General features: G+C 64.5%; 17 protein-coding genes. 7 read left to right on the top strand and 10 right to left on the bottom strand.

The window, feature by feature from the left end:
* Positions 1–5: 5 nt before the first annotated feature.
* The 8 genes from CU110_RS08715 to CU110_RS16950 are packed head-to-tail and all read right to left on the bottom strand — an operon-like array spanning position 6 to position 8,783.
* Positions 6–1,436, bottom strand: coding sequence for a solute carrier family 23 protein (locus CU110_RS08715; RefSeq protein ID WP_077376686.1), 1,431 nt, complete (start codon positions 1,434–1,436; stop codon positions 6–8).
* Positions 1,437–1,450: 14 nt separating this feature from the next.
* Complete coding sequence (locus CU110_RS08710) at positions 1,451–1,759, bottom strand: putative quinol monooxygenase (RefSeq protein WP_084208749.1); 309 nt, start codon at positions 1,757–1,759, stop codon at positions 1,451–1,453.
* A 26-nt stretch (positions 1,760–1,785) separates the two neighbouring features.
* On the bottom strand, positions 1,786–2,445 hold the full coding sequence (nfsB, locus tag CU110_RS08705; protein WP_084208748.1) for an oxygen-insensitive NAD(P)H nitroreductase: 660 nt from the start codon (positions 2,443–2,445) through the stop codon (positions 1,786–1,788).
* Complete coding sequence (gene guaD / locus CU110_RS08700; protein WP_240665333.1) at positions 2,442–3,959, bottom strand: guanine deaminase; 1,518 nt, start codon at positions 3,957–3,959, stop codon at positions 2,442–2,444. Before guaD ends, nfsB begins: the two co-directional genes overlap by 4 nt.
* Positions 3,960–3,995: 36 nt before the next feature.
* Entirely contained in the window at positions 3,996–4,880 is an 885-nt protein-coding gene (xdhC, locus tag CU110_RS08695) for a xanthine dehydrogenase accessory protein XdhC (protein ID WP_164850331.1), read from the bottom strand.
* Between the two features lie 24 nt (positions 4,881–4,904).
* Positions 4,905–7,319: a xanthine dehydrogenase molybdopterin binding subunit gene (gene xdhB, locus CU110_RS08690; RefSeq protein ID WP_084208746.1), complete on the bottom strand. Its 2,415-nt coding sequence runs from the start codon at positions 7,317–7,319 to the stop codon at positions 4,905–4,907.
* Positions 7,297–8,190, bottom strand: a complete 894-nt coding sequence (locus CU110_RS16955) for an FAD binding domain-containing protein (protein ID WP_240665555.1) — start codon at positions 8,188–8,190, stop codon at positions 7,297–7,299. Before CU110_RS16955 ends, xdhB begins: the two co-directional genes overlap by 23 nt.
* A complete protein-coding gene (locus CU110_RS16950) occupies positions 8,160–8,783 on the bottom strand; it encodes a 2Fe-2S iron-sulfur cluster-binding protein (protein ID WP_240665332.1) in 624 nt (207 codons plus the stop codon). The genes CU110_RS16955 and CU110_RS16950 overlap by 31 nt, the downstream gene beginning before the upstream one ends.
* Before the next feature lie 143 nt (positions 8,784–8,926).
* Here CU110_RS16950 and CU110_RS08680 point away from each other — a divergent pair, with 143 nt between their 5' ends.
* From CU110_RS08680 to CU110_RS08650, 7 genes are all read left to right on the top strand, one after another.
* Positions 8,927–9,673, top strand: coding sequence for a TetR family transcriptional regulator C-terminal domain-containing protein (locus CU110_RS08680; RefSeq protein ID WP_127735560.1), 747 nt, complete (start codon positions 8,927–8,929; stop codon positions 9,671–9,673).
* A gap of 68 nt (positions 9,674–9,741) precedes the next feature.
* Positions 9,742–10,839 carry a MurR/RpiR family transcriptional regulator gene (locus CU110_RS08675; RefSeq protein ID WP_205694017.1) on the top strand — a complete coding sequence of 366 codons (1,098 nt, stop codon included), beginning with the start codon at positions 9,742–9,744 and terminating at the stop codon, positions 10,837–10,839.
* An 81-nt stretch (positions 10,840–10,920) separates the two neighbouring features.
* Complete coding sequence (locus tag CU110_RS08670; RefSeq protein ID WP_077376664.1) at positions 10,921–11,775, top strand: transporter substrate-binding domain-containing protein; 855 nt, start codon at positions 10,921–10,923, stop codon at positions 11,773–11,775.
* A gap of 47 nt (positions 11,776–11,822) precedes the next feature.
* Positions 11,823–12,548 (top strand): amino acid ABC transporter permease, encoded by a 726-nt coding sequence (locus tag CU110_RS08665; protein ID WP_084208742.1) that lies wholly within the window; start codon positions 11,823–11,825, stop codon positions 12,546–12,548.
* On the top strand, positions 12,545–13,198 hold the full coding sequence (locus CU110_RS08660) for an amino acid ABC transporter permease (RefSeq protein ID WP_077376658.1): 654 nt from the start codon (positions 12,545–12,547) through the stop codon (positions 13,196–13,198). Before CU110_RS08665 ends, CU110_RS08660 begins: the two co-directional genes overlap by 4 nt.
* Before the next feature lie 101 nt (positions 13,199–13,299).
* The gene (locus tag CU110_RS08655; protein ID WP_084209726.1) at positions 13,300–14,028 is read left to right on the top strand and encodes an amino acid ABC transporter ATP-binding protein; all 729 of its coding nucleotides are present in this window, start codon (positions 13,300–13,302) and stop codon (positions 14,026–14,028) included.
* On the top strand, positions 14,025–15,275 hold the full coding sequence (locus tag CU110_RS08650) for an amidase family protein (RefSeq protein WP_276317854.1): 1,251 nt from the start codon (positions 14,025–14,027) through the stop codon (positions 15,273–15,275). Before CU110_RS08655 ends, CU110_RS08650 begins: the two co-directional genes overlap by 4 nt.
* Before the next feature lie 6 nt (positions 15,276–15,281).
* Here the strand turns inward: CU110_RS08650 and puuE are convergent, their stop codons facing one another.
* Positions 15,282–16,235 (bottom strand): allantoinase PuuE, encoded by a 954-nt coding sequence (gene puuE / locus CU110_RS08645; protein ID WP_084208740.1) that lies wholly within the window; start codon positions 16,233–16,235, stop codon positions 15,282–15,284.
* Between the two features lie 43 nt (positions 16,236–16,278).
* A complete protein-coding gene (locus CU110_RS17645; protein ID WP_164850329.1) occupies positions 16,279–16,404 on the bottom strand; it encodes a helicase C-terminal domain-containing protein in 126 nt (41 codons plus the stop codon).
* Positions 16,405–16,441: the final 37 nt, after the last annotated feature.

Genomic DNA, 16,441 nt, shown 5'->3' with positions numbered 1-16,441 from the left:
GCGGCTCAGGCGTGTTCCTGCTCCGCGCTGATGCTGTCGGTGGACTCACGCTCACTCGCTTTGGGATTGAACACCTCGGCATCTTCCATCTTCGGCAGCAGCAACTCGGCGAGGATGGCAGTCAGGCCGCCCATGGTGATCGGCGAGCGCAAGGCATCGGCGAAGGCCCCCGGAATCGCGTTCAGCACATCCGGTACCATGCCGACGCCCAGACCAAGCCCCAGGGCCAGCGCGATGATCATCATCTCGCGACGCCCGATGGGCTGCGCCATCAGGATGCGGATGCCGGAGACGGCGATCAGCGCGAACATCAGCGTGGTGGTGGCACCGAGCACCGGGCGCGGCATCTGCGTGAGCAGGGTGGCGATGAAGGGCGACAGGCCCAGCAACAGCAGGAAGCCCGCCACGTAGCGGCCCACATGGCGGCTGGCGATACCGGTCAGCTGGATCACGCCGGTGTTCTGACTGAAGGTGGTGTTGGGGAAGGTGCCGGCCAGCGCACCGAGTGCGGAATTCAGGCCATCCCCGAGCACACCGCCGCGCAGACGCTTCTGATGCGTGTCGTCATCCACGGCAAGCCCCGAGGCGCGTGCGCTGCCGGTGAGATCGCCGACGGTCTCGATGGCGGTGATAATGAAGATGAAGGCCACCGGCAGGAAGGCGGCCAGCGAGAAGTCGAAGCCGGTATTCAGCGTCGCCGGGTGCGGCAGAGCAATCAGTGCGGCATCCGCCAGTTGTGGCGCATCGTACATGCCGCCCAGCGCCGCGATGATGCAGCCGACGGCCATGCCGATGAAGATGGAGGCGATTCTCAGCCACGGGTGACGCGAGACCTGACAGGCCAGTACCGTGATCAGCACGCAGCCGGCCAGCGCCAGATTGGCGGGGGCGCCGAAGTCCGCGGCACCGAAGCCGCCACCGATATCCGTCATGCCGACCTCGATCAGACTCAACCCGATCAGCATCACCACTACGCCCGTCACCACCGGTGTGATGACGCGCTTGAGCCATGGCAGCACCGTGCCCAATGCCATCTCGATCAGGCTGCCGGCCAGACAGGTGCCGAACAGTACCGCCAGCACCTGTTCGTCACTGGCATTCTGGCTGCGCGCGATCAGGCCGGCGGTGATCAAGGCTGATACGAAGCTGAAGCTGGTGCCCTGGATGCTCAACAGCCCCGAGCCGAATGGCCCCAGGCGCTGGGATTGAATCCAGGTGGCGATCCCGGAGACCACCAGCGCCATCGACAGCAGACTGGCGGTATAGGCACCGAGCGATAGCGCACTGGTGATGATCAATGTCGGTGCAATGATGCCCGCCAGACTGGCCAGCAGATGCTGGGCCCCGGCGAGCGCCGAGATGGGAACGGAGGGGCAGCTCTCGAGGCCGAGCAGTGGCTCGTCGATCCCCTTGTGCTGGGAGGAAGCTTGGGTCATGGGACGCTCCTTGTTCAGACTGTCAGCAGACGCTGGATCTTGAGGCCGATCTCGCCTTCCGCGAAGGCCCCCAGGAAGCCCTGGAAGTGCTCGGATGCCACGTGGGCTTCCAGCGCTTCTTCATCCCACCATTCCTCCAGTACCACGAAGTCGCCTTCCGGTACCGGCTCGCCTTCCTCGACCTGCTTGTCTACCGCGAAGAGTTCATATTGCAGACAGCCCTTGTCGGACTGACTCTTCTCGACCAGGTCGGCGAGAATGTCACGGGCCTTTTCCTGCTGGTCGGCGGGGAAGGTCAGAGTCGCGATAAGCTTGAGAGACATGGCATGAATCCTTTCGTGAACGAAACTTACAGGCGAGTGAAGAGTTCGTCTGCCGGCAGACGGGACTTGGGCAGTTCCGCATTGAAGTCGTCAGCGGCGCGATAGCCAAGGCTCACGGCGACCAGGGCGTTGAAGCCTTTCTCGCGCAGCCCGAATTCGGCGTCCAGCGCCACCGGGTCGATGCCTTCCAGCGGCACGGTGTCGATGTTCAGGCTGGAGGCGGCATACAGCAGGCTGCCGTAATTGAGGTAAACCTGCTTGTCCATCCAGTGCTGCATGTCCTTGAGATCATGACGATGCAGGTCGATGAACAGACGACGCGCGCCGTCCATCATGGCGCTGAACTCGTCATCCTTCTTGAAGCGACCATCAGAGGCTTCGGTATCCAGCAGATGTTTCAGGTAGTTGTCGTCCAGGGTAGTGCGGGTGCAGAACAGCACGACGTGAGACGCATTGGTGATCTTCGGCGAGTTGAAGGCGTACTTGTCATCTGTACCGGCGCGTGCGAAGCGCTGCTTGGCATCGTCAGACTCCAGCACCAGGAAGTGCCACGGTTGGGAATTGACGCTGGAAGCGCTCAGGCGCATCACGTTTTCCAGTTCCTGCCAGTCTGCGGCGCTGATCTTGCGCGCCGGATCGAAGGCCTTGGTGGAATAACGACGTTGCATGATGGCAGTGGGAGTCATGATGACGGACCTCGTAATGCACTCAGCAGCATGCCGTGCCGTTTGCGGCAGCGGCCCGCCACATGTACCTCGCGAATCGCGCGGTCATCCCCGAGCATCATCAGGGCGAACAGCACCTCCCCCAGCGGTACCTGCTGTGGCTGTCCCCAGCGGGTACGCCGCGCCAGCAAGTGAGTCGCCGTGGGGTCGAGCACGATCACGTCCGCCTCCATCCCCGGACGCAGGTTGCCGACCTTGTCCTCCAGCCGCATGGCGCGCGCATTGCCCAGCGTCAATTGATAGAAGCCCTGCCAGGGCGTCAGTGGCTGGTTGGCACGTGACGCAAGCCCCGCCACATCATGGGCGACCGCACCGTGCAACTGACCGACCTGATAGGCAGCCTTGAGGCTCTCCAGCTGACACAGGCTGGAGCCACCGCCGACATCGGTGGCGATGCTGATGTTGATCCCCTGATGGCGGGCGCTGGCGCGATCGAACAGCCCGCTGCCGAGGAACAGGTTGGAGGTCGGACAGAAGGCGATGCTGGCGCCACGATCCGCGATGCGCTGGCGCATGCCATCGTCCAGGTGGATGCCGTGGGCGAAGGTGGTGCGCTCGTGACTCAGGCCAACATCCTCATAGACCGCCAGATAATCCCGAGCCTCGGGGAACAGTTCCGCCACCCACTTCACTTCATCGAGGTTCTCGGCCAGATGGGTCTGCAGGTGCAGGTCCGGCTGGCACTTGAGCAGTTGACCGGCGGCCTTGAGTTGCTCAGGCGTCGAGGTCGGGGCGAAGCGCGGGGTCAGCACATAGCCGAGGCGATCACGCCCGTGCCAGTCCGCGATCAGCCGCTCATCGTCCTTGAGCGCGGTGACGCCTGAATCGAGCAGTGCCGGCGGCGCATTGCGATCCATCATCACGCGACCGGCATGCACACGCATGTCGCGGCTCCGCGCGGCCCGGAACAGGGCATCGGCACTGCTGGCATGCGAGGTGGCAAACACCTGGGCACTGGTGGAGCCATGACGCAGCAGCTCATCAAGGAAGATCTCGGCGACCTCGGCGGCGTGCGCGGGGTCGGCAAAGCGCTGCTCGGCGGGGAAGGTGTAGGTATTCAGCCAGTCGATCAGGCAGTGACCATAGCTTGCGATGATATCCAGCTGCGGGAAGTGCACGTGGGTATCGATGAAGCCTGGCATCATCAGACCGGTGACGCTGTGCGGCGGGCTCAGGCGCATCAGTTCACTCACGGCATCATGCCGGGCAAGCGAGTGGTGATCCCCCACGGCGACCACATGGCCGGCGTGCATCACCAGCAGGGCATCCGCGTAGTACTCGATGGCGGGGTCCCGCTCGCCTGACGCAAGCGTTCCTTGCGGGTCGTCCAGAGGCTCATCCAGGAAGTGCAGCAGGGCGCCACGCAACAGGCTGACGCTTTCTGGCGCCTTTGCGGCCGAGCGCAGCGCCGCCGTCAGTCGGCGGTCATCCAGGTGGCAGGCCACAGATAGCGGGGTGTCTTGGTCAGTCATCATTCGGCCTTCCGTGTCGGTTCTGTCTGGTGCATCGCGTCAGGGGCAAGGCGGGCGCGCAGCTGGCGGGCACCCTTGCGCGTCAGGCCATTGCCGTCCAATGATGGCCTGCAACTGAAGCAGTTCGGCCACCACCGCGATCGCGATCTCCTCGGGGCGTTTGCCCGGAATCCCCGGCACACCGATCGGGCAGCGAATGCGGGCGACCTCGTGCTCGTCGAGATCGCCGCGCAGGCGCTGGCGAAAGCGCGCCCACTTGCTGCTGGAGCCGATCAGCCCCAGCGAGGCCAGGTCATCACGCGGTGCAAGAGCCGCCACCAGCGCCTGGTCCTCGACATGATCATGGGTCAATACCAGCACATGACTGCCCGCCCTCACTGGCAGCGAGTCGGAGGCCGGCGCCGCTTTCGAGAGCGGCAGGTCCGTCAGGATATTGAATGTCTGGCGCTGCACACGGCCCTCACTGCCCGCAGGAATCGTGGCGGACTCGAGCTGCTCGGCGCGTGAATCCCGCCAGTCGATCTGCCAGTCCAGCGGCGCCAGCAGGTGGACGATGGCCTGACCGACATGGCCGGCGCCGAACAGGGTCAGCCGTGGCGCAAGCGCCGGGTACAGCTCGATCAACACCTGCACGTGGCCACCACAGCATTGTTGAGCATGCTGGCCCAGCGCGATCTCCTCGAGATGACAGCCCGACTGTCCCTGCGCCAGCATCGCTCGAGCGCGCTCTACCACCAGCTGCTCCAGCCGACCGCCGCCGAGGCTGTCGTGCAGCGTATCCGGGGTGATCAGCATCTTGCTGCCGGCACCTCGCGGGGCGGAGCCCGCCACCGTCACCACGGTGGCCAGGGCATGGGCCGTCAGCGCTGCCTGTGCCTCGGCGAGCGCCTGATACCAGCGGCTGGTCGCGGCACTCTTCGGCACTCTTGATTGCCCTCTTGATTGCACTCATGACGGCACCTGCGTTGGCTCTGCGCCGGCAGTGGCGTGCTGCTCCTGCCAGTCACGCTGTTCGCGCGCCGCCAGCATCACGCGTTCCGGCGTGGCCGGGGTATCCAGGCGCACTGCGCGGCGGTAGTCGGTCAACGAGGCCAGCGCATCGCGCAGCGCCGCCCACACGCTGATGGCGAGCATGAAGGGGGGCTCACCCACCGCCTTGGAGCGATAGATGCTGGCGGCCGAGTTGGGATGTCCTTCCAGCAGGCGTACCGTGATCGCGCCGTCGGGTACGTCGCTGATGGCGGGTATCTTGTAGGTGGCCGGGCCATCGGTCAGCAGGCGACCCTCCTCGTTCCACTTGAGTTCCTCCGTCGTCAGCCAGCCCATGCCCTGCACGAAGCCGCCTTCTATCTGACCGATGTCGATGGCCGGATTGAGCGAATCTCCCACATCGTGCAGGATCTCGGCGCTTTCCAGTCGGTATTCGCCGCTCAAGGTATCGACGACCACTTCACACAGCGCCGCGCCGAAGGCGTAGTAGTAGAAGGGGTGTCCGGTGCCACTTTCGCGGTCGTAGTGGATGTCCGGGGTGGCATAGAAGCCCTTCTCGGAGAGCGAGATGCGTTCCAGATACGCCGCCTGGATCAGCTCCCCCCATGTCATCAGTACGCCGCTCGGGCCATGCAGTTCGCCATTGTCGAGGCTCAGGCTGGTGCGTGGCTGGGCGAGATGTTCGGCGGCGAAGTCGAGCAGGCGCGCCTTGAGGCGCAGGCAGGCATCACGTGTGGCCATGCCGTTGAGGTCCGCTCCCGAACTTGCCGCGGTCGGTGAGGTGTTGGGTACCTTGTCGGTGCGCGTGGCGGTGATGCGCACCCTGTCCACGCTCAGGCCCAGCTCACGGGCCGCGACCTGAGTGATCTTGGTGTGCAGGCCCTGGCCCATCTCGGTGCCGCCATGATTCACCTGCACGCTGCCATCGGTATAGACATGCACCAGGGCGCCGGCCTGATTGAGGTGCTTGGCGGTAAAGGAGATGCCGAATTTCACCGGCGTCAGCGCCAGCCCCTTCTTCACCACCGGATTGGCGGCATTGAAGGCGCGAATCTCGGCACGACGCGCCCAGTAGTCGCCCTGCGCCTCGAGCTGGTCGATCAGCGTGGTGAGCAGTGGGTACTGATTGACGTGCTGGCCATAATGCGTGGTCTCACGGCCTTCGCAGTAGAGGTTGCGCTTGCGGATCTCCAGCGGGTCGCGCCCCAGACGCCTTGCGATATCCTCCATGGCCGCCTCGATGGCGAGCATGCCCTGCGGACCACCAAAGCCGCGGAAGGCGGTGTTGGACGCCACGTTGGTGCGGGCACGGATACCGCGCACATGGGCATTGCCGAGGTAATAGGCGTTGTCGGCATGGAACATGGCGCGATCGACGATGGCATCCGACAGATCCGGCGAGTGGCCGCAGTCGCCGGTCAGCTCGATGATGGCGGTGTCGATGCGCCCGCTGTCATCGACACCGAACTGGTAGCGGTGATGGAAGGGATGGCGCTTGCCGGTCAGGCGCATGTCGTCATTGCGGGGCAGTCGCAGTCTGGCGGCCCGCCCCGTACGACGCGCCACCAGGGCTGCCAGACATGCCACCGGCGCGGCCTGGGTTTCCTTGCCGCCGAAGCCGCCTCCCATGCGACGGGTTTCCACCGTGATGGCATGGAAGGGCACGCCCAGCACCTCGGCGATCAGCTTCTGGACTTCACTGGGGTGCTGGGACGAGCTGTGCACCAGCATCTCGTCGTCTTCACCCGGCAAGGCCAGCGCTGCCTGGCTCTCCAGATAGAAGTGTTCCTGTCCACCGCTCTCAAGCTCGCCGTCCAATTGCCAGGCGGATCTGGCAAGTCGTTCGCTGACGCTTTCGCGTGTCGCTGCCCGGCCGTTGGCCAGACGTGCCTGGGTATGGGTCGGGCGCACCAGATCACCGCGACTGGCGGCCTGGCAGGGATCAAGCGTCAGTGGCAAGGGGGTCACCGCCACCTTGGCCAGTCGCGCCGCCTGACGCGCCGCCCGCTCGCTCTCGGCGGCAACCACGAACAGCGCCTGACCATGATGACTGATGCGATCACTGACCAGCAGCGGGTCGCCGGGGAAGACCGGGCCGACATCGCGGTGGCCGGGGATGTCTGAAGCGCTGAGCACACAGACGACGCCGGGGGCGGCCCGCACCGCCTCGAGTGTCAGGGAATCCAGAGTGGCATGCGCGACCTCGCTCATGCCGATGGCCAGGTGCAGCGTGCCTGCGGGGAGTGGCAGGTCGTCGACGTAGCGTGCCGTGCCACTGACGTGACGCTCGGCGCTCTCATGCTGATGTGACGGCGAAGCGTTCGTGGCCGGAGTGGCACTGGGGTCGGACTCAAGACTGTGCAAGGTACGCATCGAGGCTCTCCAGTGGCATGAGGGGGGCAGTCGCGTGACGTTCATTGTGGATTCGCTGCGCCACTCGGGGGACCAGATGGCTGGCGGCCAGCAGACGATACTCGCGGGAGCCACGCACGTCCGAGAGAGGCGAGAAATCGGCCTGGATGGCCTGCTCGATCCTGTGGCGAGTGAGGGTGTCGAGCTGGGCGGGCGTGAGCGATTCCAGCGTTTCACGGCTCAGGAGTGCCTCGAGATGCGGTGCACGTGCCGGAATGCCGGCCATGCCGCCGAAGGCGACTCGCCAGTGCTGAGCATGGCCACTGGCATCGCGCCGCCAGGCGAAGACCCCCAGCAGCGTGGAGATGTCATCATCTCGCCGTTTGGAAAGCTTGTGGACCGCCAGCCGCTGATTGTGCACCGGCCGCGGCAGGAAGAGGGAATGGATGATCTCGTCCGGCATCAATTGGGTGCGCTTGTAGTCGAGGAAGAAGTCCTCAAGCTTGAGGATGCGCTCCCCATCGACACTCATCAGCTGGAGATAGGCCTCCAGCGCGATCAACAGCGGCGGCATGTCCCCGATGGGTGAGGCGTTGCCGATGTTGCCGCCCAGCGTGCCACGATTGCGGATCTGTTCACTGCCCAGGCGAGTGAGCAGGTCCGCGCCCTCGGGATAATGTTCACGCAGCAGTGGCATCAGCTGGCGGTAGGTCACCGCAGCGCCGATCCACCAGCCTGCCTGGCCGGCGTGTTCCCCTTCCTCGATGGTGCCAAGGGCCGCGACACACGTGGTATCGATCAGTGCCGGGAAGTCACGCAGGCGTTGCGTGTATTCGAGCATCAGATCCGTGCCCCCCGCGATCAAGGGCGCCTCGGGATGTGCGGCGCGCAGCGCCAGCAGATCTTCGAGACGGGTGGGACGATGGAAGGTGCTTGAGCCTGGCCGGATGACAGCAGGGTGGCCGGCCCGAATTCTCCCTGCAGCAGGCGATGGGCAGCCTCGCGTATCGGTCGATAGCCTGTGCAGCGGCACAGATTGCCGCCCAGCGCATGGTCGATCATCTGATCGCGCCGCGCGGCATCGAGACTCTCGCCCTCTGCGGTGCGCAGCTGATGATCGGCGTGCAGCACCGCCAGGCTCATGGCGATGCCCGGGGTACAGAAGCCACATTGGCTGGCGTGGGTCGTCACCAGCGCTTGCTGCACCGGGGAGAGCGAGGAGGTGGCGGTCTCGTTCGCCAGTCCCTCGATGGTGATCAACTCGCAATCCTGCAGCTGGTGGGCGGGCATCAGGCAGGCATTGACCGTCGTCATGGGCTGGCCCGGCACCTGCAAGGCAATCGTGCAGGCGCCGCAGTCACCGGACGCGCAGCCTTCCTTGGTGCCAGTATGCCCCAGAGAGGTGCGAAGGGCTTCAAGCGTTGTCGTTCCCGGTGCAGGCGCGGGCAGCTGATGCGCGTGTCCGTTCAAGGTGAAGTCGATCATGCAGGCATCCCGTCAGGTCGTCTTGTCATTGTGGTGCCTTCAGGCGTATGGCTGTCAATGTAACAGCTCATGTTGTATTTCCAGCAAGAATCTGACCAAATGGTCAGCCCATGGTGTGGTATTTTATTTGATGAGTGATGCTGATGCCTGCAGATTCTCCTTCTTCCCTGTATGCCGAAGTTCGTCGTTCCCGAAGTGCGGAATTCAGTCCGACACCGACCAGCTCTCCCCGTGAGCAGGCGGAAAGTCGAATCATGGAAGCTGCCGAGTGTGTCTTTGCCTGTCACGGCTATCGTGGCAGCACACTCAAGCAGATCGCGGACGTGGCCGAGTTGCCCAAGGCCAATCTGCTGTATTACTTCGGTTCCAAGGAAAAGCTCTATGTGCATCTGCTGGAGCAGACGCTGACGCGCTGGAATGCGTCACTTGAGGACATCACGGCCGATGATGACCCGCGCGAGGTGCTGGAGGCGCTGGTGCGCGTCAAGCTCAAGCTGGCACGCCAGGCCCCACAGGCATCGCGCCTGTTCGCGGCGGAGGTGATCAGCGGCGCGCCGTTTCTGCGTGACTATCTCAGTGGAGAGTTGCGCCAGTGGGTCCAGGCGCGCTGCGAGGTGATGAAGGCGTGGATGGCAGCTGGCAAGCTGCGCGAGGCGGAGCCGATGTGGGTCATCTATCTGATCTGGTCCACCACGCAGCACTACGCGGACTTCGCCGCCCAGATCGACCAGCTGGGCGGTGCGCCGCGCACGGATGAGGACTGGGAACAGCTGGCGGACTTCGTGGCCAGCACGCTGTGTGATGGTCTCTGTCCGCGTCACAATGCTGATGCATCTGCCAGCCATCGCGGGCGTCCTGCGCCAGATAGATCAGTGCGGCATCGGCAGTGAGCCAGAGTCTGGCAAGATCACGTTGATGTCGGGTGCGGTTGGCAATCGGCAGGGCATCCGCACACACGATGACCACCGGCGCCTTGAGCAGCCAGCGTGGCGCATGGCTTGGCCAGCTGTGGTGCACGGCGTCCAGCCAGGGCGCCTTGGGGCTGGCGGGGGAGGTCTGCCAGCGCCAGCCACGGCCGACTTCCAGGATGCCGCGTGAGGTCCACAGGAGGCTGCGACGTGGCAGCTGGGTTTCCAGGCTTGCCAGCAGCGCGTTGTCACTGTCGGCCAGTGACTGGATGGCGCCCCGCTCGAGCGCCAGGCGCTCGCCGGCATGTAGTCCGGCAGGCCAGAGCCTGCATCAGCGCCTGACTCACCACCTTGAGCGATTGACCCCCAACGAGCAGCGTATCGCGCGTTTTCTGCTCGCGCATCAGGATGAGCTGGCGCTCTACAATGCCGCCGAGCTCTCACGGCTGACACATGTCTCCAAGGCTACCGTCAGTCGCCTGTTTCGCCGCCTCGGCTATCAGGACTTCCGGGAGGCACGTGATCAGGCGCGCAGCCTGCGTCATGCGGGCGTGCCTGTCGTCTCGAGCACGCCCACGCCAGACCACCATCAGCGCCACTATGAGCAGGAGTGTCGCAACCTGCGTCAGGCACTGGCGGCGCTGGACATGCTCGACATGGAAGCGCTGGGCCGCACCCTGGCCAATGCCGAACGCTTGCAGATCATCGGCTTTCGCAACGCCTATCCGCTGGCACTGCATCTGCGCCAGCAACTTCTGCAATTGAGAGGGCAGGTGGCGGTCCTGCCCCAGCCGGGCCAGTCACTCGGGGAGGAGGTCGCGCGGCTGAGCGCCAATGACGCCGTGGTGATATTCGCCATGCGCCGGCGCCCGCAGGGGCTGGCACGCCTGCTGGGGTGGCTGGGCCAGGCTCCCTGCACGGTACTGCTGGTTTGCGATGACAGCCTGAGCGAGATCCCTGCCGGTATCGAGCATGTGCTGCGCTGCCCGCTGGACAGTGTCAGCGCCTTCGACAGCTATGCCGCCGCCATGAGCCAGATCAACTTGCTGGCCACACGCCTGCTGCATGACGACCTCGTCGCTGGTCGCAGCCAGATTCGCCGGGTGACGGACACCTTCGAGTCACTCGAGGAGCTGGGAGACGGCTAGATGGATAAGGGAATCACTTGTTTCATTGGTCAGGATTTGATCTCCTCAGCGCTCGGAATTGACAGACACCGGAGTCGACCGATGAGCAAGCGTCACGAGAGCAAGGCCTTCAAGCACGCATCACGCACAGGCAGCACGCAACGTCTTGGCAACTGGTTGCGCAAGGGGATTCTGCTGGCCGTCTGGGGCACGCTGGCCGCCACGGCCCTGACGGCCCGTGCGGATGCGCTGAGCGATATCACCGACAGCGGAGTGCTGAAGGTGGCCGTACCACAGGATTTCCCGCCGTTCGGCTCAGTCGGGCCGGACCTTGAACCACGCGGCTACGATATCGACATGGCGCGTTATCTGGCGGATGAGATGAACGTGAAGCTGGAGCTGGTGCCGGTCACTTCGGCCAATCGCATCCCTTACCTGCAGACCCGCAAGGTCGATCTGGTGATCTCGAGTCTGGGCAAGAATCCGGAGCGTGAGAAGGCGATCGATTTCTCCGATGCCTATGCACCGTTCTTCCTCGGCGTGTTCGGTGAGAAGGGCAGTGAGGTGGACTCCGCCCAGGGGCTGAGCGAGAAGACCATCGGCGTGACACGTGGCTCGGTGGAAGACATGGAGCTCAGCAAGGTGGTGCCGGAATCGACCACCGTGAAGCGCTTCGAAGACAACAACACGACCTTGTCAGCCTTCCTGTCGGGGCAGGTCGAGATGATCGCCACCGGCAACCTGGTCACCGCCGCCATCGCCGAACGCAATCCCTCCCGCGTGCCGGTCAGTGTACTGCCGCTCAAGAACTCTCCCTGCTATGTGGGCATGCGGCATGACACGCCGGCGCTCAAGGCGCGCGTGAACGAGCTGATCGCCCAGGGGATCGAGGACGGCACGCTCAACGCGCTCTCCGAAACCTGGTTCAAGGCGCCGCTGCCGTCACTGGATGCCTGAATCGAGCTGTCGCACGCCTGACTCCCTTTTCCCGTGAGGCTTGATCGATGAACTATCTCCCGGATTTCTCGCGCCTGCTGCCGTATCTGCCCGACCTGCTGGCCGGGCTGATGACGACGGTCTGGTTGACCATTCTGACCACCACGCTGGGGATACTCGGTGCGGTGATGTGTGTCTGGCAGCGCCATCGTGCGCCGAGCAGCGTCTTCAGCCGGCTGCTGGGCATGCTGGTGGAGCTGCTGCGCAACACGCCCTTCATCGTCCAGCTGTTCTTCATCTTCTTCGGCCTGCCGGCGCTGGGGCTGTCACTCAGCGCCGAGATGGCCGCGGTGATCGCGATGACACTCAACCTGGCGGCCTACAGCAGCGAGATTCTGCGTGCCGGTGTCGATGCCACCGGTCGCGGCCAGTGGGAGGCCGGGCGTGCGCTGGGTCTCACGCCCTGGCAGCGCTATCGCCATGTGGTGCTGATGCCGGCGCTGGAACGCATGTATCCGGCGCTGACCAGCCAGTGCGTGATCGTGATGCTGGGCTCCGCCGTGGTCTCCCAGATCAGCGTGGCGGACCTGACCTTCGCGGCCAACTTCATCCAGTCACGTACCTTCCTGAGCTTTGAAAGCTACGTGGTGACGGCAGGCATGTACCTGCTGCTGGCCATCGCGATGCGCGCCTTGCTCAACCGCATCGGGCGTCGTCTGTTCGGCTTTCGCCACCTGACGCCAGCCCCGCGCCGCCGTCTGTCTTCCCATGTGCTGAGAGAGGCCCACTCATGATCGACTTCACGCTGTGGGACATCCTGCGCAACCTGCTGCTGGCGGCGCGCTGGACGCTGGCGCTGTCTCTGATCGCCTTCATCGGCGGCAGTCTGGTGGGGCTGGCGCTGACCTTTCTGCGCCTGACCCGCTGGCCGGGGGCGGCGCTCTTCTGTCGCCTCTACACGGAGCTGTTTCAGGGCACGCCGCTGTTGATGCAGCTGTTTCTGGCCTTCTTCGGCGTGGCGGTCTTCGGGCTGGATGTCTCGGCCTGGACGGCGGCGGCGGTCGCGCTGACGCTGTTCAGCAGTGCCTTCCTGCACGACATCTGGCGTGGCTGTGTCGAGGCGGTGCCCAAGGGGCAGTGGGAAGGGGCGCGAGTGCTGGGGCTCGGTTATCTGAAGACCATGCGTCACATCATCCTGCCGCAGGCGCTGCGCATGGCCATCGCACCGACCGTCGGCTTCTCGGTGCAGATCATCAAGGGCACCGCGCTTGCCTCGGTGATCGGCTTCGTCGAACTGACCAAGGCCGGCACCATGCTCAACAACGCCACCCTGGAACCCTTCACCGTCTTTGCGCTGGTCGCGTTGCTGTATTTCGCCATGTGCTATCCGCTCTCGCGGCTGGCTCGCCACCTGGAGGCACGTCTCAATGTCACTGCTCGCTGAAGTTTCCCCGCTGGACACCGTCTCATCCGATTCCTCGGTCACCGAGAGTGCTGCCGTCTCCGAGAGTCACCGAGAGTGCTGCCGTCTCCGAGAAGGCAAAGGTGCCGCTGGTCAGCCTGTCGGCGCTCACCAAGTCCTTCGGCGATCTGACGGTGCTCAAGGGCATCGATCTTGAAGTGCGCCCGGGCGAGGTGGTCTCGATCATCGGTCGCAGCGGCTCCGGCAAGAGCACCTTGCTGCGCTGTATCAACCAGCTGGAACAACATGACGGCGGTAGCATCCACGTCGCCGGCAATCTGCTGGACGGTAGCGAGATGGACGCCGCCGCTCTGGCGCAGAATGTCGGCATGGTGTTCCAGAGCTTCAATCTGTTCCCCCACAAGCGCGTCGGCGAGAACGTGATGCTGGCGCCGATGCTGGTCAAGGGCGTTGCACGGGATGTCGCGGAGCGCGAGGCCCGCGAGATGCTGGCCAAGGTCGGGCTGGGGGAGAAATTCGATGCCTGGCCGAGCCAGCTCTCCGGTGGCCAGCAGCAGCGGGTGGCGATCGCGCGCGCCCTGGCGATGCATCCCAAGGTGTTGCTGTGTGACGAGATTACCTCGGCGCTGGACCCGGAGCTGGTCGGCGATGTGCTCAAGGTGTTGGAGCAGCTCAAGCGTGAGGGCATGACGTTGATTCTGGTGACCCACGAGATGAATTTCGCCCGCGATGTGGGTGACCGCGTGATCTTCATGCACCAGGGGCGTGTGCATGAATCAGGCGACCCCGCGACGCTGTTTGCCAATCCAGCCACGGAAGAGCTGCGCCAGTTTCTTGGCGCGGTGCTGTGATCACACCGGGGCCGAAGGGAGAGGGGTCTCTTGAGGGTAAGCGACTGGTGGTGAAGGATCTGTTCGCGATCAAGGGCGAGCGCACCGGACAGGGCAATCCTGACCTGCTGGCGAGCGCTCCCATCGAGCGGGGGACGGCGCCCAGCGTGTTGGCGCTTCAGAAGGCGGGGGCCGATTATCGGGCGCGCACCACTACCGATGAGCTGGCCTACAGCCTCAATGGCACCAATGCCCATTGTGGCACGCCGCAGAACCCGCGTGCGCCGCTGAGGTTGCCGGGCGGCTCAAGCGTAGGCTCTGCAGTAGCGGTGGCGCGCGGTGAGGCGGAGATCGGGCTGGGAACCGATACCGGTGGCTCCATCCGCGTGCCGTCCAGCTACTGTGGGCTCTTCGGGCTGCGGCCGACCCATGGCCGCATTGAGATGTCAGGCCTCAAGCCGCTGGCGCCGCGCTTCGATACCATCGGCTGGATGACGCAGGATCTCGCGACGCTGACGCAGGTCAGTGAGGTGTTGATGCCGCCAACGACAGCGACTCGTTTGCCGGCAAGACTCATCCTGCTGGTGCCGGAAGGGCTGGCGGCGGGGCCTTATCAGCGACTGCTGGGGCCGCTGGCGCGTCGTCTTGAATCACTCGGTTTTCGCTGCGAGCGGCGAATGTTGAGCCAGGCCTTCATGGCGAGGGCCAGTGAGGCCTTTCGGATTCTGCAGGGCTGCGAGATTCGTCGTACGCACCAGGCATGGTTGAGTACGCCGGAGCAGGGCCCCGACTCTCGCTGGCCGCAGCTGAATCCGGATATCGCGGCGCGCCTCAAATGGTGCATGACCCTGAGTGATGCCGACGAGCAGGCAGCAGAAGCCAAGGCAGACACCGTCCGCCGCTGGTACCGCCAGCAGCTGGCAGCCAGTCATGAGGGCGGCGAGAGTGCCTGCGACGATGGCAGTGCGGCTGCCCATGCCCAGGCCGAGGCCACCAGCGAGGCGGTGTTCGTGCTGCCCACCACGCCGGGCGCTTCACCGCTGCTGGGCGCAAGCCTCGAGGAGATGGAGGTCTATCGTCACCGGCTGATGGGACTCACCGCACTGGCCGGCTTGAATGGCGCACCGCAATTGAGTCTGCCGTGGCTGACCGATGACGCAGCGCGCCTGCCGGAGGAGGCTGCACCACCGCCCTGGGGCGTCTCATTGCTGGGCCTGCCGGGTCGTGATGAGAGCCTGCTGGCATTGGCCTGCATGTTGGAAAACTGACCAGCGTCAGCTGGCGGGGGTATAGGGATGCTCGCGCTGCCAGTGCTCGGCGATATCGATGCGACGGGTGATCCATACCCTGTCGTGGGACTGGACGTAATCGAGGAAGCGTTTCAGCGCCGCGAAGCGTCCCGGTCGTCCGGCGATCCGACAGTGCAACCCGATGGAGAGCATCTTGGGTGCCGTGTCGCCCTCGGCGTAGAGCACGTCGAAGGCGTCACGCAGGTACTGGAAGAAATCTTCGCCATTGTTGAAGCCCTGGGCGCTGGCGAAGCGCATGTCATTGGTGTCCAGGGTGTAGGGGACGACGAGATGCGGCACCTGCTCGCCATTGGCGGTGGTCACCTCCATCCATAGCGGCAGGTCATCGCCGTAGTAATCGCTGTCGTAGGTGAAGCCGCCGTGCTCCACCACCAGTCGGCGGGTGTTGGGGCTGTCGCGTCCGGTGTACCAACCCTGTGGTGCGTGACCGACCAGTTCGCGATAGCTTTCCACCGCGCGTTCCAGATGGGCGCGCTCATGGGCTTCATCCATGTGCTGGTAATGAATCCAGCGCCAGCCGTGACTGGCGATCTCGTGGCCATCCTCCAGGAAACGCGCGACCAGGTCCGGATGCCGCGCCAGCGCCATGCCGACACCGAAGACCGTCAGCGGCAACTCCCGGCGCTTGAATTCATCAAGAATCCGCCACACGCCACTGCGCGAGCCATATTCGTAGATCGACTCCATGCTCATGTGCCGCGCGGGGTAGGCCTCGGCACCGATGATCTCGGAGAGAAACTTCTCGCTCTCGCTGTCACCGTGCAGCAGGCAGTTCTCGCCGCCTTCCTCATAGTTGAGCACGAACTGCACCGCGATCCTGGCACCACCCGGCCAGTTGGCATGGGGGGGATTGGCACCATAACCGATCAGATCACGCGGATAGTCGTTGCCCCACAGGGCGGTGTCGTTGTCTGGCATCGTTCGGCTTCCTTGCGACCGGGGAGCGAAAAGGGGACTCGCGTCAGTCTGTCGGCGTCCACCAGCGCGGCAGCAGTCGTGCGACTTCCGGGCGCAGGAAGCGGTCATCGATCAGGTGGATCACGCCCTGATCCTGCTCGCTGCGAATCACGCGGCCTGCGGCTTGCACCACTCTGGTGAGCCCGGGGTACAGATAGGTGCAGTCG

The sequence above is a fragment of the Cobetia sp. ICG0124 genome (assembly GCF_004006355.1).
Taxonomy (GTDB): Bacteria; Pseudomonadota; Gammaproteobacteria; order Pseudomonadales; family Halomonadaceae; genus Cobetia; species Cobetia marina.
The sequence above is the reverse complement of the archived record's forward strand: the minus strand, read 5'-3'. Positions and strand labels throughout refer to the sequence as shown.